Genomic DNA, 24,982 nt, shown 5'->3' with positions numbered 1-24,982 from the left:
CAGGTTGGGGTATGCCTCTTGCCTACCTCCCTCTACCGGCGGATTGGCCCGCAGTGCTGCTTCGCGTGCTCCTGCCACTGCGGTGTCTGGTCTGCGGCGACCCGGGCCACGATGGACTCGATCTCTGCGATGCCTGCTTGGCCGGACTGCCCTGGGCTGGCCGTGCCTGCCTGCGCTGCGCGCTCCCGTTACCTGGGAACGCCCTGATCGTCTGCGGCAGCTGCCGCGAGGAAGCGCCACCGCAGGCCGCCACCCATGCCAGCCTGTTGTACCTGCCGCCGGTCGACCAGCTGCTGGTGCGCTACAAGTTCCATCAGGATCTCGCCGCCGGTCGCCTGCTGGCGCAGTTGATGCAGCGCGCACCGCCGCCGTGGTCATGCCTACCGCTGGTGCCGGTACCGCTGCACCGGCGCCGCCTGCGCCAGCGCGGCTACAACCAGGCCGCAGAACTGTGCCGCCTGCTGCCGATGCCGGTCTGGCAGGGGCTGTACCGGCGGCGGCATACCGCGCCGCAGTCCGAGCGTACGGCCGAACAGCGCAGGGAAAACCTGTTCGATGCGTTCGATGTACGTGGTCCGGTGCCACCGCGACTGACAGTGGTGGACGATGTGATGACCACCGGCAGGACGGTGATGGAGGTTGCGGAGACGCTGCGGTGGGTGGGAGCGGACGAGGTGCGGGTATGGGTCTGCGCGCGGGCGCCGTGATCGCCCTCTTCATCACCAGGGGCTAGGATGAGCCCGGTTCCGGATCGAAGGAGTGGCCATGAATTCCCCCTTGTCTCCCTTGTTGTCGGCGGTTGGGCGCAGCTGGTGGATCCTCCTGCTGTATGGGCTGGTTGCGCTGGGCTTTGGCATCGTCGCCATCGGCTGGCCGCTGTCTGCAGCCATGGCATTGGCATGGACGCTGGGTGTGATGGCCATCGTTGAAGGTGTCATCAGCCTGTTCGCACTGGTCAGCGGCGGCAGCGGTGCTTCGCGTGGCTGGCTGGCGCTGTATGCCATCGCCTCGCTGGGTTTCGGCATCCTGGCGGTGATCAATCCGCTGGCCACCGCCAGCGTGCTGGTGCTGTTCCTGGCGGCATGGCTGCTGGTGGCCGGCGTCTATCGCATCGTGTTCGCGATCCGCGTACGCAAGCAGATCCAGGGCGAGTGGCTGCTGATCCTCAGTGGCGTGCTGGCGGTGGTGCTGGGCCTGCTGTTCGCGGCCAACCCGTATGCGGGCGTTGCGGTGACCACGCTGTGGATCGGCATCGGCAGCCTGCTGTACGGGCTGTTGCAGGTGCTGGTGGCGTTCAAGCTGCGGAAGCTGAAGTGAGGGCTGCGCTTCCCCTGTTGCTGGGCATGGCGTTGACCCTGACCGGATGCATGCCGGGCGCTACGCCCGGTGCGTTGGCAGGTAAGGATCATGCGCCACGCCCCGGTGTGGATGTGCGCCTGAGTGCGGTCGATGCGGCGGGCAAGGGTACGCCGGCGCAGTGGCAGGGCGAAACCCTGGCCCTGCGCGAGCCGCCGATTGCGAGCAGCGCGGACATTGCCGATGTGCGCTACGTGCTGGATGAAGGCAAGCAGCCGGGCCTGCAGATCCGCTATCGGCCGGAGGCGCATCAGCGCATCCACGATGGCACCGCGGCACTGGTGGGCCAGCGTGCGGCGATCAGCGTGGATGGCCGCGTGCTGATGGTGGCGACGGTGCAGGGGCCGTTCGGCGAATCGATGATGCTGAGCGGGTTGTCCAGCGTTGCCGAAGCGCGGGAGCTGGCGAAGTACATCACTGGCGAATGACGGGCGCGCCATGAACCCGCGCTGCGCGGGGAGGTCGACCCAGGTCGACCGCTACCGGGCGAACCGCGCTTCGATCTCTTCCAGCGACTTGCCCTTGGTTTCCGGCAGCCAGAACGCGGCCACCAGGAAGAACACGAAGGTGCACGCCGCCCAGAACACGAACATGCTGGCGTAGCCGTAGTGGCCCACTGTGGGTAGGAAGATCGCGGCGATGGTGGTCGACACGAACTGGTTGATCAGCAGCGCGATGCTCATGCCATTGGAGCGGATGCGGTTCGGCATCAGCTCCGACAGCGCCAGCCACACGCATACGCCGGGGCCGACCGCGAAGAATGCGACGAACACCAGGATGCAGGCGGCCACTGCCCAGCCGTGTGCCGGTGGCGGCACCGGGCCGATGCGGGCCTGCTCGATACGCAGCGGTGCCTGCGCGGCCTTGGCCGGGTCGGCGAACGGGTTCAGATGAAGTTTGCGGAAGAACGCGCCGATCACGCTGTCCGGCTGCACGGTGCCGGCACGCTCGATGCGCAGCTCGCGGTCGGTCAGGTTGTCGCTGCGCAGGGCGCGCACATTGGTGAAGTCGCCGTAGGCGTAGGAGACGGTCAGCTGCATCGGTCGGCCCTGGCTGTCGATGCCATTGCTCAGGCGCTGCCACTGCGCATCATCCAGCACCAGCTGCAGGCCGTCGCCGCTGACCGCCGCCTGCAGCTGCGGCTGCACGTCGGTGCGGCCGCGTTCGGCCTGGAAGAAGAGGGTGGCGGCGGCCAGCAGGGCCACGCAGATGCCGCCACTGCCGAGCATCAGCAGGAACTTGCGGCCCTTGCGGTCGACCAGCAGCAGCGCGACCACGGTCATCACCGCATTGAGCAGCTTGATCGCCACATCGGCACCATTGGCCACCGAGCCGGACAGGCCGGCCTGGTTGAGAATGTTCACCGCGTAGGCCAGCACCGAGTTGATGCCGGTGGCCTGGGTGCAGGCCAGCACTACGCAGGCGAGCAGGAACGGCACCACGTAGCGGCGACTGAGCAGCGGGTCGCGCTTGCCGCTGCTGCTGCTCGATTCCGGCGCCTGGATCTGTGCGAGCGTCGGCTCCACTTCCGAAGCGGGCAGTACGCGCTGCAGGCTGCGGCGCGCATCATCGATGCGACCGCGGCGCACCAGCCAGCGCGGCGATTCTGACAGCCAGAAGATGCCGGCGCAGAACAGCAGGCCCGGCGCCAGGCAGGTCCAGAAGATGGTGCGCCAGGCGTGGTCCTTCACCGCAAACAGCTCCTGCGCCTGCTGCGCGACCGGCAGTGAGCGCACGGCTTCGGCGGCGGCATCCACGGCGTGGGCGTGGTACAGGCCGATCAGTGCCGCCAGCACCAGGCCGATGGTCAGCAGCAGCTGGAACATCGCCGCGCCGCGGCCGCGCCGTTCGGGGCTGAGCACTTCGGCCAGGTACAGCGGAATCACCACGCCGATCAGGCCGCCGCTGATGCCCTGCAGCAGCCGGCCGAGCAGCAGGGGCGTGTAGCCGGAGGCCAGTGCCATGATCGGGATCGAGGCGGTGAACAGCAGGCCGGCCAGCAGCATCGCACCGCGGCGGCCGATCAGGTCGGCAATCATGCCGGCAAACAGCGAGGACAACACACTGCCCAGCAGCACTGCCGCCACGACGAAGCCGAGCTGCTGGCTGCTGAGCTGCCAGGCGTGGCTGGCCGTTGCCTCCAGGTAGGGCAGGGCGCCGGCGATGATGCCGATGTCGATGCCGTACAGCAGGCCACCGAGGCCGCCGATGAAGAGCAGGTAGCGTACGGGCCAGCGCGGAGCGGTGCTTGCAGTCATCGGCATATTCCAGGAGGCGTTTCGGTGCGGATTGCCTTCGTAGAGTCGAGCTTGCTCGACTGACCGTGCGGGGCGCGGCAGAGCAGTCGAGCAAGCTCGACTCTACAAAGGCGGTGCGTCAGGCATTTCCGGCGTTAAGGAGCGGCGGCACGTCAGGCGTTTGCGGCGTTCAAATCAACTACGCGCCCGCCCACCACCACCTGCTGCAGGCGCAGTTCGGCGTCCAGCACCACCAGGTCTGCGCGGGCGTCGGGCGCGATGCGGCCGCGATCGTCCAGGCCCAGGTAGTCCGCCGGGAAGGTGGAAACACGTTGCGAGGCATCGGCCAGCTCCAGGCCGACGCGCACCAGGTTGCGCAGCGCCTGGTCCATGGTCAGAGCACTACCTGCCAGCGAACCGGTCGCCAGGCGCACGCAGCCGCCACACTTGTGCACGCGCTGCTCGCCCAACGCGTACTCGCCGTCGGGCATGCCGGTGGCGGCAGTGGCGTCGGTCACCGCGTACAGGCGCGGAATCGCGCGCGCGGCCAGCCGGATCACGCCGGGGTGGATGTGCTGCAGGTCGGGAATGATCTCGGCGTACTGCGCATGTGCCAACGCCGCCGCTGCAATGCCCGGGCGATAGTGATCGACGCCGGTCATGCCGTTGAACAGGTGGGTGAAGCCGGAGGCACCAGCCTGCAGGGCAGCAACACCTTCTTCGTAGGTGCCGGCGCTGTGGCCGAGCTGCACGCGGATTCCCATTGCCGAGAGCGCAGGAATCAGCACGGTGTGCTCGCCGATTTCCGGAGCCAGCGTCATCACCCGGATCGGCGCCAATGCATGCAACTGCTGCACCAGTGCCAGCGTCGCCTCGATCGTGCGGTTGGGCTGCGCACCCAGACGCTGCGGGCTGATGAACGGTCCTTCCAGATGCACACCGACGATGCTGGCGGCGTCTGCATCGGGTGCCGCCATGGTGGCGGCCACGCCCTGCAGCGCGTGCTCGATCTCGTCCAGCCCGGCGGTCATGGTGGTCGCCAGCAGCGTGGTGGTACCGAAGCGCAGATGGGTGCGGGCGATGGTGCGTGCCACATCGCCGCCCTGCATCAGGTCCACGCCGGCCGCGCCATGCACATGCAGGTCGATGAAGCCGGGCAGGATCACCGGCAGCAGCAGGTCGTCAGCACCGCTGTGGTCATCCACCTGCAGCTGGCGCACCTGCGAATCGAAGTGGACGTGGCCGCGCCGCCAACCCAGCGGGGTGAGGATGCGGCCATGCAGAGTGCGGGTGTCGGTCATGCGGCGGGCTCGGCGATGATCACTTCGATGCCCAGCCGTTGCAGTCCCTCGCGGGTCGCATCGTCGATGCCTGCATCGGTGATGATGGCGTGAATCTGATCCAGCAGGGCGATGCGGTGCAGGCTGACGCGGCCGAATTTGGAGGCGTCGGTCAGCACCACGATACGGCGCGCGCGCTCGACCATGCGGTGGTTGAGGCGGGCTTCGGCTTCATCGTGGGTGGTCAGGCCGAACTGCAGGTCCAGGCCGTCCACACCCAGGAACAGGGTGTCGAAGCTGTACGAATTGAGGCTGGCCTCGGCCTGGCTGCCCTGCAGCGACAGCGACTGCTGGCGCAGCAGGCCACCGGTCAGCAGCACGGTGATGCCCGCGGCATTGGCCAGTTCCCAGGCGATATTCAGGCCGTTGGTCATCACCGTCACGTCGCGATGCGCGCGCAGGTGGCGGGCCAGGGTCATCGTGGTCGAGCCGGAGTCGATGATGATGTTGTCGCCGGGCTGCACCAGGCGCGCAGCGCGCGCACCGATCGATTCCTTCAGCGGCAGGTTCAGCGCGTCCTTCTCGTGGATGTCCTGTTCCTGCGGCGGCGTACGAACGAGCGTGGCGCCGCCATGGGTACGGTTGGCCAGGCCCTGCGACTCGAAGTGGGTCAGGTCGGCACGGATGGTCACCGCCGACACGCCGAAGCGCTCGACCAGATCGGCCACCTGCACCGAGCCATGCTCGATCAGCAGCTGCAGGATCTGTTGCCGGCGGGAGCGGGTGTTGCGCATGGCCATTCTCGATTTCGCGGGAAAAGGTAGAGATTAGCCGTTCGCAGGAACGCCGGCAGCCGAGCCCGCATTCTGCGTGCGGGGGCCGGCCTGGTTGGCGCTGCAGGCGCGGGCGTATTCGCCCAGGCACAGGCCGATACGGTGCTGCACCAGGGCGGTGGGGGTGTTGGCCAGGCTGCCCTCGCGCACGGCGCGGTACTGCTCCGGCAGGTACTGGCTGAGCAGTACCAGCGGCGGCGCGTGCTGTTCCAGGTTGGCGAACAGGGTCTGCACCGCCTGCACCAGCGCCGGCTCGCCCCAGTAGTAGCGGCAGCGGTCGCTGAAGGAGTAACTGCGCAGCAGGCGCAGCGCCGCCTCATCGCCCTGGTAATAGGACTGCCAGTACTTCGGCTGCGCCACCATCACCTCGTCCAGCACCTGCGGCAGGTGCGAGCACTGTGCGGCCGGCAGCAGCTCGGCCTCGATCGCGGCCAGCGCGAACAGCGCTTCGCGGTAGGCGAAGGTGGCCGCCGGGCCGACCTTGAGGATGGCGAAGTGATCGCGCACCAGTGCATGCAGGCCGCTTTCGCGCTGGTAGTCAGTGGAATGCGCTTCGAACACGATGCGTGGCTGCTGTTCGAGGAAGCCGGCCAGCGTGTTGGCGGCGGTCGCGTCGTATTCGTGCACGCTGCTGTGGTCGAAGTCCACGCCCGGTTGCACCACCATCGCGATCACGCGCTGCCACGCATCGCGCAGCTGCGGCGTGTCGAACGCCTGCTGGTGGATGGCCAGGGTCTGCGCGGCGGCGGCCGGCGTGGTCACCTGCAGGCCTTCGGCCAGCGAGGCTTCGCCACCGGGAATCGGCACTTCGGTACCGATCACGTAGACCGGCGGCGGCAGGCCGTGTTCGGCGGCGGTGCGTTCGGCGATCTCGGCCAGCTCGGCCGAACGCGCGGCGACGATGGCATCGGGTAGCGGCACCGGGTCATCGGCACAGGACATGCTGCAGTCCAGGTGGATCTTGTGGAAGCCGGCGGCGACGTAGGCCTCGATCAGCACGCGCGCGTGGGTCATCGCTTCGGCAGCCGGGCGCTTCTGCCAGGCATTCGGGCCGAGGTGGTCACCGCCGAGGATCAGCCGTTCGCGCGGGAAGCCTTCCTCATCGGCCAGCGTGCCCACGTAATCGCGGTACTGCGGCGGGGTCATGCCGGTGTAGCCGCCGAACTGGTCGACCTGGTTGGAGGTGGCCTCGATCAGCAGCACGGTGCCGTGTGCCAGCGCCACGTGCATGGCCGCGCGCAGCACCTGCTCGTTGCTGCAGCAGACGCTGTACAGGCCGACGTTGGCACCGGCGCGGTGGGAGGCAAGCAGGGTCTGCAACGGGGACATGGTCAGGCTCCGGACATCAGGAAAACGAGGGTTGGCAGGCGAGCAGGGCAGCACCACGTGCGCCACCGGCATCGCCGAAGCGTGGGGGCACGATCGGTGGCACCTGCACACCCTTGAACAGATGGGCGGCGATGGCGGCGGGCAGGTGCGCGTACAGCGGCGCGTACTGCGAAAGACCGCCGCCGAGCACGATCACGTGCGGGTCCAGCGCCAGCACCAGCGCCGCCAGGCTGTGGCCGAGCAGGTCGCGATGGATGTCCAGCGCCTTGCGTGCGCGGGCATCGCCGGCTTCGGCCAATGCAATCACCGCGCTGGCATCTGCGGCGCTGCCACCGAGGTGGCGTTCGATCATCGCCACGCCGCTGCCGGACACATAGCGCTCCACGCAGCCCTGCAGGCCACAGGCGCAGTCGATCAGCGGCAGGCCGTGGCGCTGCAGCAGATGACCGGGCACGCTCCAGTGGCCCCATTCGCCGGCCAGCCCGTTGAAGCCGGACAGCAGGCGGCCGTGCAGGCAGAAACCACCACCCGCGCCGGTGCCGAGGATGGCGCCGAACATGCTGGGATAGCCGTCGGCCGCACCGCCGTGTGCTTCCGACAGGGCAAAACACTGCAGGTCGTTGCCGAAATGCAGCGGACGTTGCAGGCGTGCCTGCAGGTCGGCGGCCACGCTGTGGCCGGTCAACGCCGGCACGTTCGCGCTGAGCTGGCGGCCGCTGCGGCGGTCGCGCACGCCGGGCAGGGCGATGCCGATCGCCGCATCACTGCGGCCCAGCGCGGCGTCGGCCTCGGCGACCAGGGTCACCACCGCCTGCAGGAAACCGTCGTAGTCGCCCTGCGGCGTGGCCACGCGGCGGCGCCAGGTGACCTGCATCGCCGCATCGCACGCCACCAGCTCGATCTTGGTGCCGCCGATGTCGATGCCGTAGCAGGCGTGGGCGATCAGCTCAGCCATGGTGGATGGTGACGCCCTTGACCACGCGGTTGACGGTGCCATCCGGGAACGGATTGTCCGGGGTCAGGCCGAGTGCGGCCGAGCGCTGCAGCGCGAACAGCTGCGCAAAGCCCAGCCACACCGGTGCCAGCCACGGATCATCCAGTGCCGGTACGGTGAGGGTGTACTCGTCGTCCGCACCGATGTCCGAATGCGGGCCGATCGCCAGTACCTGGCCGGCCACGCCGTCGCGGCGCAGTTCTTCCAGCAGGTCCTGTTCGTAGCGGCGCGCCAGTGGCTGCACGCTGCGCAGCACCACCACCAGGGTGTTGCCGTCCAGCGTCGACTTCGGGCCGTGGCGGAAGCCCAGCGGCGTGTTGGCCAGCGCCAGCACGCGGCCGGCGGTCAGTTCCAGCACCTTCAGCGCACACTCGCGTGCCAGCGCTTCCAGCGGGCCGCTGCCGAGGTAGATGATGCGGTTGAACGGGCGCTGTGCCAGCGCGGCCACCGGTGCATCCCACTGCGCCTGGCCTTCGCGGGCCAGCGCGGCGATCTGCTTCAGGCGCGCCACGCGCGCATCCCACGGCGAACGATCGAACACGGTTAGCGCGGCCAGCAGCATGCAGGTCAGGCTGCTGGTCATGGCGAAGGCACGGTCGCAGCTGGCCGAGGGCATCAGCAGGGTGCAGGTATCGGCACGGCCGGCGCCACGTCGGGCCAGTTCGCCATCGGCATTGCAGGTGATGTCGAGGAAGCGCGCGTCGTCCACGTCGCTGCGCACGCGGTCGACTGCCGCCACGCTCTCCGGGCTGGAGCCGCTGCGGCCGAACGAGACCAGCAGGGTCGGGCGGTCGCGCTGCAGGTACAGCGCCGGGTGGGTCAGCAGGCTGGTGGTGTGCACCACGCGCACATCGGCCTGCCATTGCGCGTTGATGGCATCGGCCACCATTTCGGCGATGAAGCCGGAGCTGCCGGCGCCGGTGAACAGCACGCGCTGGTTGGGATCGTTGAGGCTGTCGCCGAGGAAGGCCTGCAGGCGGTCGCGGGCACGCGACAGGTCCTGTGCGAGGGCTTCCCACAGCGCAGGCTGCTGGGCGATTTCGGTAGCGGTATCGGCTCCGCCAAGGCGCTGCCAGGCGGACACATCGGAAAGCAGGGTGACGTCCATTCGGAGGTTCCAGTTGGGCCAGCGCACCATCTGTGTTTTCTTTCGAAATGTCAAATAGCGAAAGTAAAAAGAAAGAAAATGGCGAAGTGACTTTTCTCGCCACGAGGCGCCCAGAAAAACGAAAGGAAGGGCCAGATGCCGTATCGCACAATGCTTAACAGGAGCCTGCAAGCGCTTACACAAAGTATTGCGGCGCAACAACTTTCGTTTCAATGGAATATATCTTCCTTTTTCCTTTCAATTTGTTGACATCTTTCGAATCGCTGCCCTAGAGTCGGCCCAATCGCTTTCGAAACGCCCGGTGAACGGGTTGGGAGTCCGCGTGGAAATCTGCGTTCGTCGCTCGCCGCTGATGCTGGGCCTGTTGCCGGCATTGATGCTGGCGTCCATGCCGGCCCGGGCCGAGCCGGTCGGCAACCTGCGTTCGGTCAGCGCCAGCGCCAGCCGCGACGGCGTGCAGGGCTGGGATCTGCAGACCGACAAGGGCGCGCGCATCCGCATCGAACTGCCGGCCACCGACATCATCCGCGTGCAGGCCGGCCGCAACGGCACGCTGACCGGCGCCGGCGACAAGGCCGCGCCGATCGTGCTGCCGCAGCCCAAGGCGAACGTGCAGGCGCAGCTGGAAGAAGACGCGCAGGAAATCCGCGTACGCACCGATGCGCTGGTGCTGCATGTGCAGCGGCAACCGCTGCGCCTGCGCCTGGAGCGCTTGGACAACGGTCAGCCCACCGCGCTGTGGCAGGAACTGCAGCCGCTGGACCTGGATGCCACGCAGAGCGTGCAGGTGTTGTCCTCGCAGGCCAATGAAGGCTATTACGGTGGCGGCCAGCAGAACGGCCGTTACCAGTTCAAGGGCCGCGAGCTGGAAGTGTCCTACTCCGGCGGCTGGGAAGAGGGCGACCGCCCCAGCCCGGCGCCGATGCTGCTGAGCAGCCGTGGCTGGGGCATGCTGCGCAATACCTGGAGCGATGGCAGCTACGATCTGCGCGAGGCCGACCAGGCCACGCTGCTGCACCGCGAAGACCGCTTCGATGCGTACTACTTCGTCGGCGCCGACCTGCCGAAACTGATCGAGCGCTACACCCAGCTGACCGGCCGCCCCAACATGGTCGCGCGCTGGGCGCTGTCCTACGGCGATGCCGATTGCTACAACGACGGCGACAACAGCAAGAAGCCCGGCACCGTGCCCGAAGGCTGGAGCGACGGCCCGACCGGCACCACCCCGGATGTGATCGACAGCGTGGCCAAGCAGTACCGCGCCCACGACATGCCCGGTGGCTGGATCCTGCCCAATGATGGTTACGGCTGCGGTTACAAGCAGTTGCCGGAAACGGTGAAGGGCTTGGCCAAGTATGGTTTCCGCACCGGCCTGTGGACCGAGAACGGCGTCGACAAGATCGCCTGGGAAGTGGGCAAGGCCGGCAGCCGCGTGCAGAAGCTGGACGTGGCCTGGACCGGCAAGGGCTACCAGTTCGCGATGGACGCCAACCGCCAGGCATTCAACGGCATCCTCGACAATTCCGATTCGCGCCCGTTCCTGTGGACGGTGATGGGCTGGGCCGGCATCCAGCGCTATGCCGTGGCATGGACCGGCGACCAGAGCAGCAGCTGGGATTACATCCGCTGGCACGTACCGACCCTGGTCGGTTCGGGGCTGTCCGGCATGGCCTACGCCAGCGGCGACGTCGATGCGATCTTCGGCGGCAGCGCCGAGACCTTCACCCGCGACCTGCAGTGGAAGGCCTTCACCCCGGTGCTGATGGGCATGAGCGGCTGGTCGTCGAACGCGCGCAAGCACCCGTGGTGGTACGACGAGCCCTACCGCAGCATCAACCGCGATTACCTGAAGTTGAAGATGCGCCTGACCCCCTACATGTACGGGCTGGTGCACGAGGCTGCGCAGACCGGTGCACCGCCGGTGCGTGGCCTGATGTGGGACAACCCGCGCGACCCGCATGCGCAGGATGAAACCTACAAGTACCAGTTCCTGCTCGGCCGCGACCTGCTGGTGGCGCCGGTGTACCGCAGCCAGGCCGCCAGCCGTGGCTGGCGCCGCGACATCCATCTGCCGGCCGGCGGCTGGATCGACTACTGGGACGGCCGCCGCGTGCAGGCCGCCGCCGATGGCCGCCAGCTCGACCGCCAGGTGGACCTGGCCACGCTGCCGGTGTTCGTGCGTGCCGGTGCGATCCTGCCGATGTACCCGTCGATGCTGTTCGATGGCGAGAAGCCTCTCGATGAAGTGACGTTCGACCTGTACCCGCAGGGCGAGTCGCAGTACACGCTGTACGAAGACGATGGCAACACGCGCCGCTACCAGCAGGGTGAGTCGAGCACGCAGGTAATCCGCGTGCAGGCGCCGGCGCAGGGCAGTGGCCCGGTGCAGGTGCAGATCGATCCGGTGCAGGGCCAGTACAACGGCCAGCTGGCGCAGCGTCGTTATGGCCTGCGCGTGCTCAGCCGCCAGGCACCGCGTGCGGTGCAGGCCGGTGGCCGCGCGTTGCCGGCGCTGGCCGATGCGGCGGCGTTCAACGGTGCGGCTGAAGGCTGGTACTTCGATGCCAAGGAGCGCCGTGGCACGCTGCACGTGCGTACCGCCACCCAGGACATCCGCCAGCCGCTGCAACTGCAGCTGGACTTCGCGGTGGCCGCTGCGGCCGCCGACGATGCCTATCCGGCTGCGCCGGTGCTGGGCCGCGAACTGCCGGCCGACAGCCTGCTGGTGGTCAACCGCCCGGCCGAAGAGCCTGGCCATGCGCTGGAAAATGCCTTCGACGACGATCCGGCCACATGGTTCCGCAGTGTGCGCAACCAGGCCGTGCGCACCGGTGCGCATGAGTGGGTGATCGGCTTCGGCGAGCGCAGGATGATCGACGGCATCGACATCGCGCCGCGCAACGACAAGAACTGGAAGCACGGCCAGGTGCGCGACTACGAGGTGTACCTGGGCGACAGCAATGGCGAGTGGGGCGAGCCGATCGCACGTGGCCGCCTGCAGTTGAAGGAGGGCGTGCAGCGCATCGCGTTCCCGGCCCATGCCGGGCGCCTGCTGCGCTTCCGCGTGCTGAGCGTGCAGAACCCCGAAGGCGACGGCGCCAGCAGCACCGACCCGATGGTCACCGCCGCACAGGGCAGCGCCCGCGCATTCGATGCACTGCAGCCACGCGACGTCGGCCCGATCGCCTTGTCCACCTTCCACATCCTCGAACACCAGGAACCGGAGCGACCGGCCCGGCAGCGCTATCTCTCCGAGCTGCCGGTGCCGGCCGCGCTGGCCAGCCAGGTGCGCACCGACCAGTCCTTCCGTGGCGACGCCGGCATGCGCATGAACGGCCTGCAGTTCCGCCGTGGCCTGGGCGTCGGCGCCAACAGCCGCATCGACCTGCACCTGCAGGGCGGCTGGCACCTGCTGCGTGCCGACCTCGGCATCGACGACGCCTGCCGCACCGCCGGTGGCCTGCAGTTCCAGGTCTGGGGTGACAACCGCCTGTTGTATGACAGCGGCCTGGTGAAGGCACCCGGCGTGGTCAAGCCGGAGCTGGACATCCGAGGCCTTTCCACCCTGAGCCTGCGCACGCTGGGTGCGCAGGGCAGTCAACCCGCCCAGGTCTGCGCCAACTGGGCCAATGCCGTACTGATCGGCCAGGAGGGCGACTCCGCCAGCATCGTCGCCCCATGACCCCCTCGTAACACCGCTCCTCCCCCCGCCCATTCCGACTACGGCCCTCGTGGCCGTGGCCCGGGAGCGTTTTGCCCGCCGAACGCCCACGCGCTCACTTATTGCGCTGCACCCCTGCCAGGAGAGAACCCCGATGTTGCCCGCCCGCCACCACCGCCCCCCCTGTCGTTCGATCGCTCCGCTGTCGCTGGCCATCGCCGGCGTGCTGCTGTCGGTCGCCGTTCCTGCCTTCGCCCAGGAGAGCAAGGACAAGGCCACCGACCTGGCCCGCATCGAGGTCACCGGTTCCAACATCCGCCGCACCGACGTGGAAACCGCCTCGCCGGTGCAGGTGATCAGCAAGCAGGACATCCAGAACATGGGTGCGCGCACGCTGCTGCAGGTGCTCGACAACCTGCCGGCCGCCCGCCCGGCGCAGCAGGACGCGCGTTCGCTGTTCACCGGTTCCGATGGTGCCTCGCAGGCCAATCTGCGTGGCCTCGGTGCCCAGGGCACGCTGGTGCTGCTGAACGGTCGCCGCCTGTCGTACTACGGTGCACCGGCCGGCTTCCAGACCCAGTTCGTCAACATCGATGCGATTCCGGCCGCGGCCATCGAGCGCATGGAAGTGCTGACCGACGGCGCCTCGGCGGTGTACGGCACCGACGCGGTGGCCGGCGTGATCAACGTGATCACCAGGCGCAACTTCCAGGGGGCCGAGGTCAGCTTCACCAACGACACCTCTTCGCGCATCGACTCCTACGGCGAACGCCAGGCCAGCATCACCGCCGGCTTCGGTGACCTGGCCGAGAACCGCTTCAACATCTACGGCGCGGTGAACATGTACCGCCGCGACGCGATCCCGCTCAGCGATTTCTACGACAAGCGGCCCGACCAGTACTACGTCAACAATCCGAACTACCTCAACAACCTGCGCCTGGGCGTGGGCAGCAGGCCGGGCGAGTTCAACCCGGGCAGCTACTTCGCCTTCGATCCGGTCACCGGCCGTCGTGTGCAGGAAGCTGCGCCGGGCTGCAAGAACGTGCTGACCAGTGAAGCGGCCGGTCCGCGTTGTGTCTGGGAAACCTGGATGAACAACGAGATCGATGCCGGCGCCAAGTCCGAGCGCAACACCGCCTACCTCAACGGCACGTTCCTGGTCGGTGACAGCACCGAGATCTTCGCCGAGGCGACCTACACCGACATCGACCTGCGCGCCAACGGCGGTACGCCGCGCACCTACGGCACCACCACCGGCAACCCGACCAGCTGGTTCTCGCGCAACACTGGCAACACCGTCAACCAGTTCCTGTACCCGTTCCTGGGCCCGAACAACGAGTACAACCACGCCAGCCCGGAAATGAAGGCGATGATGGGCGGCGTGGTCGGCCTGAATTACCTGCTGCAGGATGCCGGCGCCAACTACTTCGGCCAGCGCAACACCGACAAGAGCTACCGCGTGCTGGCCGGTGCGCGTGGCAGCAGGGGTGACTGGAACTGGGAGACCGCGTTCGCCAGCGCGGGTACCCACTCCACCACGTACCAGACGATCAACGTCAACACCAAGGGCTTCGAGAAGGCGTTCGGCCCGTACTCGGTCGATCCGACCACCGGCCGCGTGATCATCTCCGACCACCCGGCGTACAAGTTCGGCGAGATCAGCGAAGCCAACGCTGCGTTGATCCGTGAAGCGTTCCCGACCTTCGACATCCAGTCGTGGACCCGCTTGCACACCCTCGACGGCAAGATCGAAGGCCCGCTGTTCCAGCTGCCGGCCGGTGAGATGCGCGCCGCGTTCGGCTTCAATGCCAGCCGTGAGACCTTCTACACCCCGGGCAACGCCGATGCGGCCAACGGCCTGATCACCCAGCAGGGCGGCTCCTGGTTCGACGGCAAGCGCAACACCTACGCGTTGTTCGCCGAAACCGTGGCACCGATCACCGACAAGCTGGAACTGGACGCGGCGGTGCGCGTGGACAAGTACCCGAACTTCAGCGCCAACGTCGCGCCGAAGATCGGCTTCAAGTACCAGGCGTTCGACCAGCTGATGCTGCGCGGTACCTACTCGACCGGTTTCCGTGCACCGAGCCTGGCCGAATCCGGCAATGGCGGCGTGTTCGCGCAGCTGGGCGGCTACCGCGACGAGCTGCGCTGCAACGAGACCAATGCCATCGCCAACCTGCTGCTGAAGTCGCAGCGGCCGGGTGATGTCGATCTGGGCAAGAACCTGTTGAACGTGGATTGCAGCCGCACCGTGGCCCGCATGACCCAGCCGAACAAGGACCTGAAGCCAGAGAAGGCGAAGATCGCCACCCTCGGCTTCGTCTACGAGCCGGCAACCTGGCTGTCGGTGTCGGCCGACTACTGGTTCATCTATCGCGACAATGAAATCGTCGCGCCGGACTACCGCCGCATGGAAGACATCATCTCCTCGTCGCGTTCGCCGATCACCGACAGCGACCGTGCCAACCTGGCGCAGCTGGCGGCGATGTGTGCCGACCCGGCCAGCGGCGTGAACTGCCCGTCGGCACTGCCAGGCTATTCCGCCGGCAACGTGGCCAGCGTGGTGGGCCAGTACAAGAACCGTGGCAAGACGCTGATCGACGGCTTCGATATCGATGCGCGCAGCCGCTTCTCGCTGGGGGACTGGGGCAACCTGAACATCGGCCTGGCCGCCACCATCGCCAACCGCAACCGTTTCTACATGGATGAAGCCAACGGCTGGTACTACGGCGATGTGGTGGGCTATTACAACAACCCGCGCCTGCGTGCCACGCTCAATGCCGACTGGACCTACAAGCAGGTCACCACCAGCATGTTCGTCAACTACGTGGGTGGCACCAAGTGGGCCACCGACCAGGTTGATGAGGTGAGCAACAACAAGGAAACCTGCACCGGCGGCTACCTGGCCCTGCAGAAGAGCAAGTGTGATGGTGCACCGTCGTGGTGGACCGCCAACATGAGCGTCACCTGGCGCCCGGATGATGCGTGGAATCTGAGCTTCACGGTCAAGAACCTGTTCAACCGCCTGCCGTTCTACGACCCGAACAGCTTCCTGGGTGACTCCAGTGACTACGCAACGATCTTCGGTCGTGGTTACAGTGTGACCATCGGCTACCGGTTCAAGTAATTCCGTTTGCGTGACCTGGCGTGCCGGCTTCGGTCGGCACGCTGCCAAGAGGAGAGATGTTTGCCATGAAGCGTAGGGAATTCATCGCGGCCAGTGCCGCTGTTGCCGCCAGCAGCCTGCTGCCGCAGACCCCGGCCTGGGCACGCGGGCGCAAGGTGCGCCTGGCCATGATCGGTACCGGCATGCGTGGCCTGGTGCTGCTGAAGGAACTGGTGCGCCGCGACGACGTCGAGGTGGTCGCCGTCTGCGATATCGAGCCGATCATGCTCGGCCGCGCCGTGGAGATGATCAGCAAGGCCGGCAAACCGGCCCCGAAGACCTACGGCCAGGACCGCGACACCCATGCCTGGAAGCGCCTGCTGGAACAGAAGGGCATTGATGGCGTGATCATCGCCACACCGTGGGAGTACCACGCGCCGATGGCGATTGCCGCGATGCAGGCCGGCGTGGCCGTGGGCTGCGAAGTGGTGGCCGGCATCACCCTGCAGGACCACTGGGACGTGTTGAAGACCCAGCTGAGCACCGGCACCCCGTACATGCTGCTGGAGAACGTCTGCTATCGCCGCGACGTGATGGCCGCATTGCAGATGGTGCGCCAGGGCCTGTTCGGCGAACTGGTGCACCTGCAGGCCGGCTACCAGCACGACCTGCGCGGCGTGAAGTTCAATTCCGGCGACCCGAACCAGCCGTATGACAGCGGCGTGGAATTCGGCCCCAAGGGCTGGAGCGAAGCGCGCTGGCGCACCGAACACTCGGTGGAGCGCAATGGTGAGCTCTACCCCAGCCACGGCATCGGCCCGTGCGCGATGTACACCGGCATCAACCGTGGCAACCGTTTCACCCACATCAACGCCTTCGCGACCAAGGCGCGCGGCCTGCACGAATACACCGTGGCCAAGAGTGGCGGCACCACGCATCCCAGCACCAAGGTGAAGTTCAAGCTCGGCGACATCGTGACCACCACGCTGGCCTGCGAGAACGGCGAAACCATCCTGCTGCAGCACGACACCTCGCTGCCGCGCCCGTACTCGATGGGCTTCCGCGTGCAGGGCACCAAGGGCCTGTGGATGGATGTGAACCATTCGATCCACATCGAAGGCCGCAGCCCGCCGCACCAGTGGGAAGAGTTCAAGAAGTACCAGGACGAGTATGAGCACCCGCTGTGGAAGCAGAATGCCGAGACCGCTGCCAGCGCTGGTCATGGTGGCATGGACTGGTTCGTCATCCATGCGTTTGTCGAGGCGCTGAAGGCCAAGGCACCGATGCCGATCGATATCTATGACGCCGTGACCTGGAGTGCAATCACGCCGCTCAGCGAGCAGTCGATCGCCAACAGCTTCCAGACGCTGGAGTTCCCGGACTTCACCGCTGGTGCGTGGAAGCAGCGTAAGCCGATCTTCGCGTTTGACGGCAAGTACTGATCTGCTCTGTGTAGAGTCGAGCCATGCTCGACTGGTTTTGAACACAACGCCGGGCATCGCCCGGTGTTGCTGTTTGTGGCGCCCCCCTGCCACGCCCATGCTAGGCTCGGCTTCGTGCCGGACAGTTGATGTCAATCGACAGAGAGGAGCTGCCTGATGCGCCTGCTGACCTTCACCTGTCCACTGTGCGGCGCTGCCGGGCAGCGGTTTCCGCTGCTTTCCGCATCGAGACGGCAGGCGAAGACGGCATGCAGGGAATGTGGCGTGGTGCTGCGCTCGGATCCCCGCTTGGGCCTGCACACGTTCCACCTGCTGTATACGCAGATCATCGTGCTGCTGGCTGCATTGCCCATGATCTGGGCCTGTGCCTTGGGCCGATGGTTCTGGTTGGCTGTGATCTGGGCCGTGGTGCTGGCGTTGTGCTGGTTCCCCGGCGTAATCAGGCACGCACGAAGTCCGATCATGCGCGCCTGCCCCGATCCGGATTACAGCTACGCGCGCAGGCCGGGTGCTTCCACTACGCGCGCTGCTGCAAACGCTGGGCAGGGTAGCGACGTGCCAGGTGCCAGCCCATGATCCGGCCGATCATTGCCCTCCTGACCGCAAGCCTGGCCGCGTGTGCATCGCACCCAGCCGATGCCGTGCAGTGCCCCGAGGCCACGATCACCTACATCGGCAGTGAAACTGTGGATGCCGTGGTCCTTGGCAGGTTCCAGATCAGTACGGAGGGATCGCAGGCACTACGACTGCCACTGGCCAGCGTGGATCGGCAGGCGCATGCACACGCGGTATCGACCGATATCCGCGACGAACACGGTCTTGCCTGGCGTCCCTTCAGTGTTGTTCTGGAAGAGCTCAAGCCGCCGGCTGCGGACCTGGTGATTGCACGTGGTGAGATTGAAACCTTCCTGTACGACGGCAAGGGCGCCTTCCTGCCCGGTGCGGTGCAGAAAGGGCAGGAGCTTTCCATCGTCGTGCGCGATCTTCAAGGTTGCGCACATCGCTCGATGCCGTTCGCTCCTGAGCCGCGTTGACGTAGAAGCGCAAGCGAGAGGCCCGGAGTGACGGGTACGAGCAGGGGAAGATGGCGCGCCCGGAGGGATTCGAACCCCCGACCAATGGCTTCGGAAGCCACTACTCTATCCGGCTGAGCTACGGGCGCGTTGTAGAACCGCCGCGCCACCGACCAGTGCCGGAGCGGGCAACGCAGCGCCATGAAGCGGTGCGGGACCGGCATTCTATCCAGTTTCGCCGAACAAATCTCCCCCCATGGGCAAAGCCCTGCCAGAGGGGCAGGAGTATCCTATCGTCATGGCTGATACCCCCCTCATTTCGCCGCAGTCGCCGGCGACGCCGCGCTGGCGGCATTACTGGAGTCTGATGCGCGCTGATCGCCCGATCGGCACGCTGCTGCTGCTGTGGCCCACCTGGTGGGCGTTGTGGCTGGCTGCGGGCGGCCTGCCGCCGCTATGGACGCTGTTCGTGTTCACTGCCGGCGTGTGGCTGACCCGTTCGGCCGGTTGCGTCATCAACGACTACGCCGACCGCTGGCTCGACCCGCATGTGGAGCGCACCAAGGCCCGTCCGCTGGCCACGGGCGCAATCAGCGGCCGTGCCGCGCTGGCACTGTTCGCGGTGCTGATGCTGGTGGCCTTCGGCCTGGTGCTGACCCTGAACGGGCTGACCATCGGCCTGAGCTTCATCGGCGTGTTCCTGGCCGCCAGCTACCCGTACCTGAAGCGCTATACCCATCTGCCGCAGGTCTACCTGGGCATGTCGTTCGGCTGGGGCATCCCGATGGCGTTCGCCGCCGTGCAGGGCGAGGTGCCGCTGCTGGGCTGGCTGCTGTATGCCGGCAACATCCTGTGGTCCACCGCCTACGACACCTGGTACGCCATGGTCGACCGCGAGGACGACCTGAAGATGGGCTCGCACTCCACTGCGATCCTGTTCGGTGACCTCGACCTGGTCATCCAGGGCGTGCTGTACGCGCTGTTCCTGGCCACCATGGCGCTGGTAGGCGTACGCGGCGGGCTGGGTGGGTACTACCTGGCCGGCGTGGCGGTGGCCACCGTTCTGGTGGTGTACGAGTTCTGGATCTGCCGAAACCGCGAGCGCGGCCCGTGCTTCAAGGCGTTCCTGCACAACAACTGGGTGGGTGCCGCGCTGTTCGCCGGCATTGCCGTGGACCTGGCGCTGCGTTGAGCCCAAGGTGAGGTAGAGTCGGCCGCTGGCCGGCTGCACCCGTGCGCGATCCCGAGGTTGCCGGCCAGCGGCCGGCACTACCGCCTTCCACCACCTGCGATGATGCTTGGATCTGGTAGAGCCGGCCGCTGGCCGGCTGCACCCGTGCGCGATCCCGAGGTTGCCGGCCAGCGGCCGGCACTACCGCCTTCCACCACCTGCGATGACGCTTGGATCTGGTAGAGCCGGCCGCTGGCCGGCTGCACCCGTGCGCGATCCCGAAGTTGCCGGCCAGCGGCCGGCACTACCATTCCGCCACCTACGACCAATAGGTGGCAGACAGCCCGCACCCCACCGCCCAGAATCGATCCATCGAACCTGGGAGGGTAGGCGATGGCCTCGACGGCAGCAGTACAGGACGGCTGGATGGCGCGCGCTGCGCTGCGCTCGGCCGCCTGGGCGGAAAAGTGGTTCCCCGATGCGTACGTGTTTGCGGTGCTGGGCGTGGTCATCGTCGCGCTGGCGGCGATGGGCTTCGGCTCGACCCCACAGGCCACCGCCAGCGCCTTCGGTGATGGCTTCTGGAGCCTGATTCCCTTCACCATGCAGATGGCCTTCGTGGTCATCGGTGGCTATGCCGTGGCCACTGCACCGGTGGTCGCACGCTTCATCGATTTCCTCGCCCGGGTACCACGCACCGGCCGTGGTGCGGTGGTGTACGTGGGCCTGGTCAGCATGCTGGCCTCGCTGCTCAGCTGGGGCTTCTCGCTGGTGTTCGGCGGCCTGCTGGTGCGCGCGTTGGCGCGCCGTACCGAACTGCGCATGGACTACCGCGCGGCAGGTGCCTCGGCGTATCTCGGTCTGGGTGCGGTGTGGGCGATGGGGCTGAGTTCCTCGGCCGCGCAGCTGCAGGCCAACCCGGCCAGCATGCCGCCGGGGCTGGTCGAGATCACCGGCGTTCTGCCGTTCACCGAAACCATCTTCCTGTGGCAGTCGATCGCGCTGACCTCGGTGCTGATCCTGGTTTCGCTGCTGATCGCCTGGCTGACCGCACCGGCTGCCGGCAGTGCGCGTACCGCTGAGGATTTCCCGGGCGCCGCGCAGGCCGAGCCGGAGCCGCTGCAGCGACGCACGCGCCCGGGCGAATGGCTGGAGTACAGCCCGCTGCTGACTGTGCTGCTCTCGTTGCTGGCGTTCGGTTGGCTGTTCAACGAGTTCGCCAACAAGCCGGTGGTCACCGCCATCGCCAACCTCAATACCTACAACTTCATGTTCATTTCGCTGGGCCTGCTGCTGCACTGGCGCCCGCGCAGCTTCCTCAATGCGGTGGCCAAGGCGGTACCGAGCACCACCGGCGTGTTGATCCAGTTCCCGCTGTACGGTGGCATCGCGATGATCCTCACCCATGCTGCTGGCGGCGACGGGCAGACACTGGCGCACCGGCTGTCGAGCCTGTTCGTGCACGTGGCCAGCACCGATACCTTCGCGCTGGTGATGGGCGTCTATTCGGCGGTGCTGGGCTTCTTCGTGCCCTCCGGCGGTGGCAAGTGGATCATCGAAGCGCCGTACGTGATGCAGGCCGCCAACGAACTGAAGGCACACCTGGGCTGGGCGGTGCAGGTCTACAACGCAGCCGAAGCGCTGCCGAACCTGATCAACCCGTTCTGGATGCTGCCGCTGCTGGGCGTGCTGGGCCTGAAGGCACGCGACATCGTGGGCTTCACCTTCATCCAGCTGCTGGTGCACATCCCGCTGGTGCTGGGCCTGCTGTGGCTGCTGGGCATGACCCTGGCGTATGTGCCGCCGGTGATGCCCTGAATGCAGGGTTGGCTTCCCTGCGTGAGCCGGGAAGCCAACCTGGTTCAGCGCGTGTTTCCGGCCGCGAACGCCATGAATGCGTGCGGGCTGAAGATGGCATGAGCACATGCCGATCCCGCATGAATCCTTCAGCCGCTTGTGCCACAAGGGCTTCCGCGCGTTCATTCACACGCGTACACACAGATGTAGCCGCCCCCCCACGCGTGATTAACCATTCGCTGCAGACGATGGCCACGTCCACCGCATTCCGCGAGTGGCTTTGGAGATCGGACATGGCACAGCAGAACCAGAACCCGAACCAGAAGCAGCAGGGCCAGCAGAACCAGCAGGATCAGCAGCAGGGTCGTGGCCGTGACCAGCAGCAACAGCAGCAGGAACAGCAGAAGCGCAACCAGAACCAGCAGCAGGGCGGCCACGACGAAGAAGAATGACCGCGCCGCGCATGCGGAGTGGCCGGTGAAGCCCCGCCTTGCGCGGGGCTTCGCTTATTCCAGCACCCCGATGCGCTGCAGCACCGGCGCCGCCGACATGTCGTTCGGATTGGTGCCGGGCTGATCCTGCGGCACCTCCATGCCCATGCCGCGGTACAGATCCACCCAGTGCTGGGCGATCTCCCCGGTCTGCGGGTTGCGGAAGTTCATCGGCTGCAATGCGAATACGTGGTGCGCACGGAAGGCGCGTTCGATGAAGTCCGAGCAGTAGTAGCTGTCCTCGTTCAACACATACGACGTGTTGTACGGCTTGCCCAGCATCGTGCGCGCGGTCGCGACCGCATCCTTGATCGCTGCCTGCTGCGGCGCGCGCAGGCGATAGACCACGATCTGCCGCTGCTTGGCGCGCGCTTCCTGGCGGAATTCGACCAGCGATTGCCGGCGCGATCCTTTCTCGTCTGCATGCAATACCTCCCAGCCCTTAGGCGCGGAAGCGACCAGCGCGACGTGATCGAAGCTGGGCGCGCCCTGTTTGCCGGTGGCATCGTCGATGGCCGCACTGAGACCGCTGCGGCCGGCAGTGACGAACAGCAGGTCGCCTTCGTGGACATCGACGGCCCTCGCCACCGCCGGCCACAGGGCGGGCAGCAGCAGGCCGATCAGGAGCAGGAGGCGATGCATGAGGACTCTCGGACAGGCGGAATGCCTGAATTGTAGGGTGCGCGGTAGCATGGAGCGACCGGACCGGATTCAGGATGAGCCCATGTGTCGATACCGTTCTGCCGCAGTGCTGATGCTCGCCTGCGCCGTGGTGCTGGTTGCCTGCACGCCAGCGCCGCAGGCACCGCATACCGCGACCGAAGCCTCACCTGCCGCAGCGGCGCCGGCGACCACCCCGCCGAGCCCACAGCTGTGGCTGCACGCGGTGAATGCCTCTACCCGGAATTCGATACGTTCCTGAAGCATTTCGGCAACGAGATCGCGTTGCAGGAAAAAGCCACCGCCGATCCGCTGCTGGACAGCTACATCGATGCCGAGGCCGAGCCGGAACCGCGCAAGGTGGAAAGCCGGCTGGCGCGGGCCGATGTCGAGTGGCCGGTGATGCCTGATCCCGCCGCATTGGCCGGGCAGGGCCGCGAAATGCAGGTCAGCCCCCTGGCCGATGGACAGCGGCAGGTGCAGATCCGTACGCCGGACAGCAGCGACCAGCAGACCTACACCTTCGCGCAGGCGCCGTGCTGGACGCTGGTCAAGCGTGAGGATGAGTCGATCTGATGGCTGATCCGGCACAGGCGCGGCGGGCCGGCGGCTGCTAGGCTCGATCCCTGGTCCAGGCAGGGAGACGCCGATGCAGGCTTTCAGGAAGCGCACCACCACCGCCGCCATTGCCGCCGTATTGGCGATAGCCCCCTTCAGCGGCGCGCAGGCACAGTCGGTGCATGCCGATGACCGCACCTACTTCGCCAGCGCCGCGTCCGAACAGACCGCGCGCGACGCGCTGGGCAAGCGCGTCGAGGCCCTGCAACAGGCGTCCACCCTCGCACCGGCGGAACGCTTCCAGCAGGCCGAGGCGCTGGAGGCGCAGTGCCTGCGTCATCTCGGCTACCTGCATCTGCAGTCCGCCCGCAACGCGCGCGATCTTCGCCCGGCACAGGCGATGGAGCAGGCAGCGGGGCTGTGCAGCCGCATCGCTCGCAGTGGTCGCGCCGCACTGCGCGAGGCGCCCGCAGATGCGGCGTGGGCAGCACCGTATGGCTTCCTGCGCACTCGGGCGCTGAAGGAGGCTGCCACCCCGGCCAACGCCGCGCTGGATGAGGCCGTGGAGGCACTGGCCGATCCGGCGCTGGACAGCTTCGCGCGCCTGCGCGGGCAGATCCTGCGCAGCGCCGAGTATCCGCAGATCGAGCACGGCGGTCGTCACTGGGACACCGGACGCGACAAGCAGCTGCTGGCCCAGCAGCCCGACCGCGCCCTGCGCGAGGCCGGCTGGAAGGGCTACTGGCAGGGGCTGCACTCGCGCCGTGAGCCGATGGCCTCGGTGCTGCTGGGGCTGGTGCAGGTGAATGACGCCGCCGCACGCCTGCAGGGTGACGGCTCGGCGCCGGCATATGGCTACCAGCGCATGGGCCTGGATACTGCCGCAGTGGATGCAACGCTGGTGGCGATCGAACGGCACGCTGGGGACCGCCGTGCCTACCAGGACATGCTGCTGCGCCACGCTGCGCGATCCGGCATCGACGCGCCGCAGATCTGGGATACCACCGTGCCCGATGCCGGCTATACGCCACCAGTGCTGACGTTGGCGCAGCTGCGTGACAACGCCGCCGATGCCATGCAGCACCTGGGGCCGGCGTACGTCGCCGAACTGCGCGCGCTGCTCGATCCGGCCAACCAGCGCATGGATCTGGCCACCGAACGTGGTGACCGCAGCCAGGACGCGTTCCCGGTGAGCGCTCCTGGTGTGCCGGCAATGCTGTTCGTTGGCCTGCGCCGTGGTGATCTGGAAAGCGACGTCGAGATCGCCCATGAAGCCGGTCATGCCGTGCACGGCGAGTGGATGCAGCGCGGTCATGCGTCGCCGCTGCAGCGCAATGGCAGCCAGTGGCTGACCGAGGCGTTCGCGATCTACAACGAGCTGCGCTTCCGCGACCAGCTGTACCAGCAGGCAGAGGATCCGCGCGCCAAAGCCTATTACCTGAAATCGCTGCTGGACGACATGGTGCTGCAGCTGTTCACCTCTTCCGAGGAAGCGCAGCTGGAGCAGTCGATCTATCGGGGCGTGGCCGCGGGCACCTTGGGCACCGCCGATGATCTGGATGCGCTGACCGGCCAGGTGCTGGCGCGCTTCGGCCAGCAGCCGGAGCGCTATCCGCAGCTGCGCAACAGCTGGATCGCCAAGCGCCTGATGTATGAAGACCCGAACTATCTGGTGAACTACCTGTATGCGGGGCTGTTGGCCGTGCAGCTGTACGTGCAGGACCAGCGCGACCCCGAAGGGTTCCGTGAGCGCTATCTTGCCGTGCTTGGCGAGGGCTTCGACCGCGCGCCGAGCGAGCAGGTGGCGCAACTGCTGGGGCACGCGCCTGACTGGGCGGCCCTGGTGGATGCCGATCTGCAGGTGTTCAACCAGACGGCGGCACAGCTGCAGGCACTGCATGCGCGGATCGAGGCAGGGCAGGGTACGTGAACCCGGCGCGCCC

The 24,982-nt window shown here is 67.0% G+C and carries 19 protein-coding genes, 1 tRNA gene and 1 pseudogene; 13 read left to right on the top strand and 8 right to left on the bottom strand.

What is annotated here, in order from left to right; all coding sequences use genetic code 11:
- Positions 1–11 precede the first annotated feature (11 nt).
- Genes ACZK33_RS22205 through ACZK33_RS22195 form a run of 3 tightly spaced genes read left to right on the top strand, consistent with a single transcriptional unit; the run spans position 12 to position 1,784 of the window.
- Positions 12–707, top strand: a complete 696-nt coding sequence (locus ACZK33_RS22205; protein WP_423174281.1) for a ComF family protein — start codon at positions 12–14, stop codon at positions 705–707.
- Between the two features lie 58 nt (positions 708–765).
- The gene (locus ACZK33_RS22200; RefSeq protein ID WP_423174282.1) at positions 766–1,317 is read left to right on the top strand and encodes an HdeD family acid-resistance protein; all 552 of its coding nucleotides are present in this window, start codon (positions 766–768) and stop codon (positions 1,315–1,317) included.
- Positions 1,314–1,784, top strand: coding sequence for a SecDF P1 head subdomain-containing protein (locus tag ACZK33_RS22195; protein WP_423174283.1), 471 nt, complete (start codon positions 1,314–1,316; stop codon positions 1,782–1,784). Before ACZK33_RS22200 ends, ACZK33_RS22195 begins: the two co-directional genes overlap by 4 nt.
- A gap of 51 nt (positions 1,785–1,835) precedes the next feature.
- On the opposite strand, the gene ACZK33_RS22190 is transcribed toward ACZK33_RS22195, so the two are convergent.
- From ACZK33_RS22190 to ACZK33_RS22165, 6 genes are all read right to left on the bottom strand, one after another.
- The gene (locus ACZK33_RS22190) at positions 1,836–3,614 is read right to left on the bottom strand and encodes an MFS transporter (protein ID WP_423174284.1); all 1,779 of its coding nucleotides are present in this window, start codon (positions 3,612–3,614) and stop codon (positions 1,836–1,838) included.
- A 152-nt stretch (positions 3,615–3,766) separates the two neighbouring features.
- A complete protein-coding gene (gene nagA / locus ACZK33_RS22185; RefSeq protein WP_423174285.1) occupies positions 3,767–4,894 on the bottom strand; it encodes an N-acetylglucosamine-6-phosphate deacetylase in 1,128 nt (375 codons plus the stop codon).
- Positions 4,891–5,667 (bottom strand): DeoR family transcriptional regulator, encoded by a 777-nt coding sequence (locus ACZK33_RS22180; protein WP_012512390.1) that lies wholly within the window; start codon positions 5,665–5,667, stop codon positions 4,891–4,893. Before ACZK33_RS22180 ends, nagA begins: the two co-directional genes overlap by 4 nt.
- A gap of 33 nt (positions 5,668–5,700) precedes the next feature.
- Entirely contained in the window at positions 5,701–7,035 is a 1,335-nt protein-coding gene (locus ACZK33_RS22175) for a D-tagatose-bisphosphate aldolase, class II, non-catalytic subunit (protein ID WP_423174286.1), read from the bottom strand.
- A 16-nt stretch (positions 7,036–7,051) separates the two neighbouring features.
- Positions 7,052–7,990 carry an ROK family protein gene (locus tag ACZK33_RS22170; protein ID WP_132810971.1) on the bottom strand — a complete coding sequence of 313 codons (939 nt, stop codon included), beginning with the start codon at positions 7,988–7,990 and terminating at the stop codon, positions 7,052–7,054.
- A complete protein-coding gene (locus tag ACZK33_RS22165; RefSeq protein WP_329893935.1) occupies positions 7,983–9,137 on the bottom strand; it encodes an SIS domain-containing protein in 1,155 nt (384 codons plus the stop codon). Before ACZK33_RS22165 ends, ACZK33_RS22170 begins: the two co-directional genes overlap by 8 nt.
- A 322-nt stretch (positions 9,138–9,459) precedes the next feature.
- Between ACZK33_RS22165 and ACZK33_RS22160 the strand changes: the two genes are divergently transcribed.
- The 5 genes from ACZK33_RS22160 to ACZK33_RS22140 all read left to right on the top strand — a co-directional run bounded on the left by ACZK33_RS22160 (position 9,460) and on the right by ACZK33_RS22140 (position 18,383).
- A complete protein-coding gene (locus ACZK33_RS22160; RefSeq protein ID WP_423174287.1) occupies positions 9,460–12,819 on the top strand; it encodes a TIM-barrel domain-containing protein in 3,360 nt (1,119 codons plus the stop codon).
- Positions 12,820–12,952: 133 nt separating this feature from the next.
- The gene (locus ACZK33_RS22155) at positions 12,953–15,928 is read left to right on the top strand and encodes a TonB-dependent receptor domain-containing protein (RefSeq protein WP_423174288.1); all 2,976 of its coding nucleotides are present in this window, start codon (positions 12,953–12,955) and stop codon (positions 15,926–15,928) included.
- 65 nt (positions 15,929–15,993) lie between these two features.
- Positions 15,994–17,349 (top strand): Gfo/Idh/MocA family protein, encoded by a 1,356-nt coding sequence (locus tag ACZK33_RS22150; protein ID WP_423174289.1) that lies wholly within the window; start codon positions 15,994–15,996, stop codon positions 17,347–17,349.
- A gap of 156 nt (positions 17,350–17,505) precedes the next feature.
- Positions 17,506–17,925 carry a hypothetical protein gene (locus tag ACZK33_RS22145; protein ID WP_423174290.1) on the top strand — a complete coding sequence of 140 codons (420 nt, stop codon included), beginning with the start codon at positions 17,506–17,508 and terminating at the stop codon, positions 17,923–17,925.
- Positions 17,922–18,383 carry an adhesin gene (locus tag ACZK33_RS22140; RefSeq protein ID WP_423174291.1) on the top strand — a complete coding sequence of 154 codons (462 nt, stop codon included), beginning with the start codon at positions 17,922–17,924 and terminating at the stop codon, positions 18,381–18,383. Before ACZK33_RS22145 ends, ACZK33_RS22140 begins: the two co-directional genes overlap by 4 nt.
- Positions 18,384–18,434: 51 nt before the next feature.
- Here the strand turns inward: ACZK33_RS22140 and ACZK33_RS22135 are convergent.
- A tRNA-Arg gene (locus ACZK33_RS22135) sits at positions 18,435–18,511 on the bottom strand.
- Positions 18,512–18,660: 149 nt separating this feature from the next.
- Between ACZK33_RS22135 and ubiA the strand changes: the two genes are divergently transcribed.
- The 3 genes from ubiA to ACZK33_RS22120 all read left to right on the top strand — a co-directional run bounded on the left by ubiA (position 18,661) and on the right by ACZK33_RS22120 (position 21,782).
- Positions 18,661–19,554: a 4-hydroxybenzoate octaprenyltransferase gene (gene ubiA / locus ACZK33_RS22130; protein ID WP_329914486.1), complete on the top strand. Its 894-nt coding sequence runs from the start codon at positions 18,661–18,663 to the stop codon at positions 19,552–19,554.
- 372 nt (positions 19,555–19,926) lie between these two features.
- Positions 19,927–21,351 carry a short-chain fatty acid transporter gene (locus ACZK33_RS22125; RefSeq protein WP_176510700.1) on the top strand — a complete coding sequence of 475 codons (1,425 nt, stop codon included), beginning with the start codon at positions 19,927–19,929 and terminating at the stop codon, positions 21,349–21,351.
- Positions 21,352–21,623: 272 nt separating this feature from the next.
- Positions 21,624–21,782, top strand: a complete 159-nt coding sequence (locus ACZK33_RS22120; RefSeq protein WP_162838410.1) for a hypothetical protein — start codon at positions 21,624–21,626, stop codon at positions 21,780–21,782.
- A 54-nt stretch (positions 21,783–21,836) separates the two neighbouring features.
- Here the strand turns inward: ACZK33_RS22120 and ACZK33_RS22115 are convergent, their stop codons facing one another.
- Positions 21,837–22,463, bottom strand: coding sequence for a YiiX/YebB-like N1pC/P60 family cysteine hydrolase (locus ACZK33_RS22115; RefSeq protein ID WP_423174292.1), 627 nt, complete (start codon positions 22,461–22,463; stop codon positions 21,837–21,839).
- An 82-nt stretch (positions 22,464–22,545) separates the two neighbouring features.
- Here ACZK33_RS22115 and ACZK33_RS22110 point away from each other — a divergent pair.
- A pseudogene (locus ACZK33_RS22110) lies at positions 22,546–23,057 on the top strand (hypothetical protein).
- 73 nt (positions 23,058–23,130) lie between these two features.
- The gene (locus tag ACZK33_RS22105) at positions 23,131–24,969 is read left to right on the top strand and encodes a M3 family metallopeptidase (RefSeq protein WP_423174293.1); all 1,839 of its coding nucleotides are present in this window, start codon (positions 23,131–23,133) and stop codon (positions 24,967–24,969) included.
- The last annotated feature ends 13 nt before the right edge of the window (positions 24,970–24,982 follow it).

Source organism: Stenotrophomonas sp. 86156_Sma (assembly GCF_056481625.1).
This window is presented reverse-complemented; position numbering and strand designations above follow the sequence as displayed.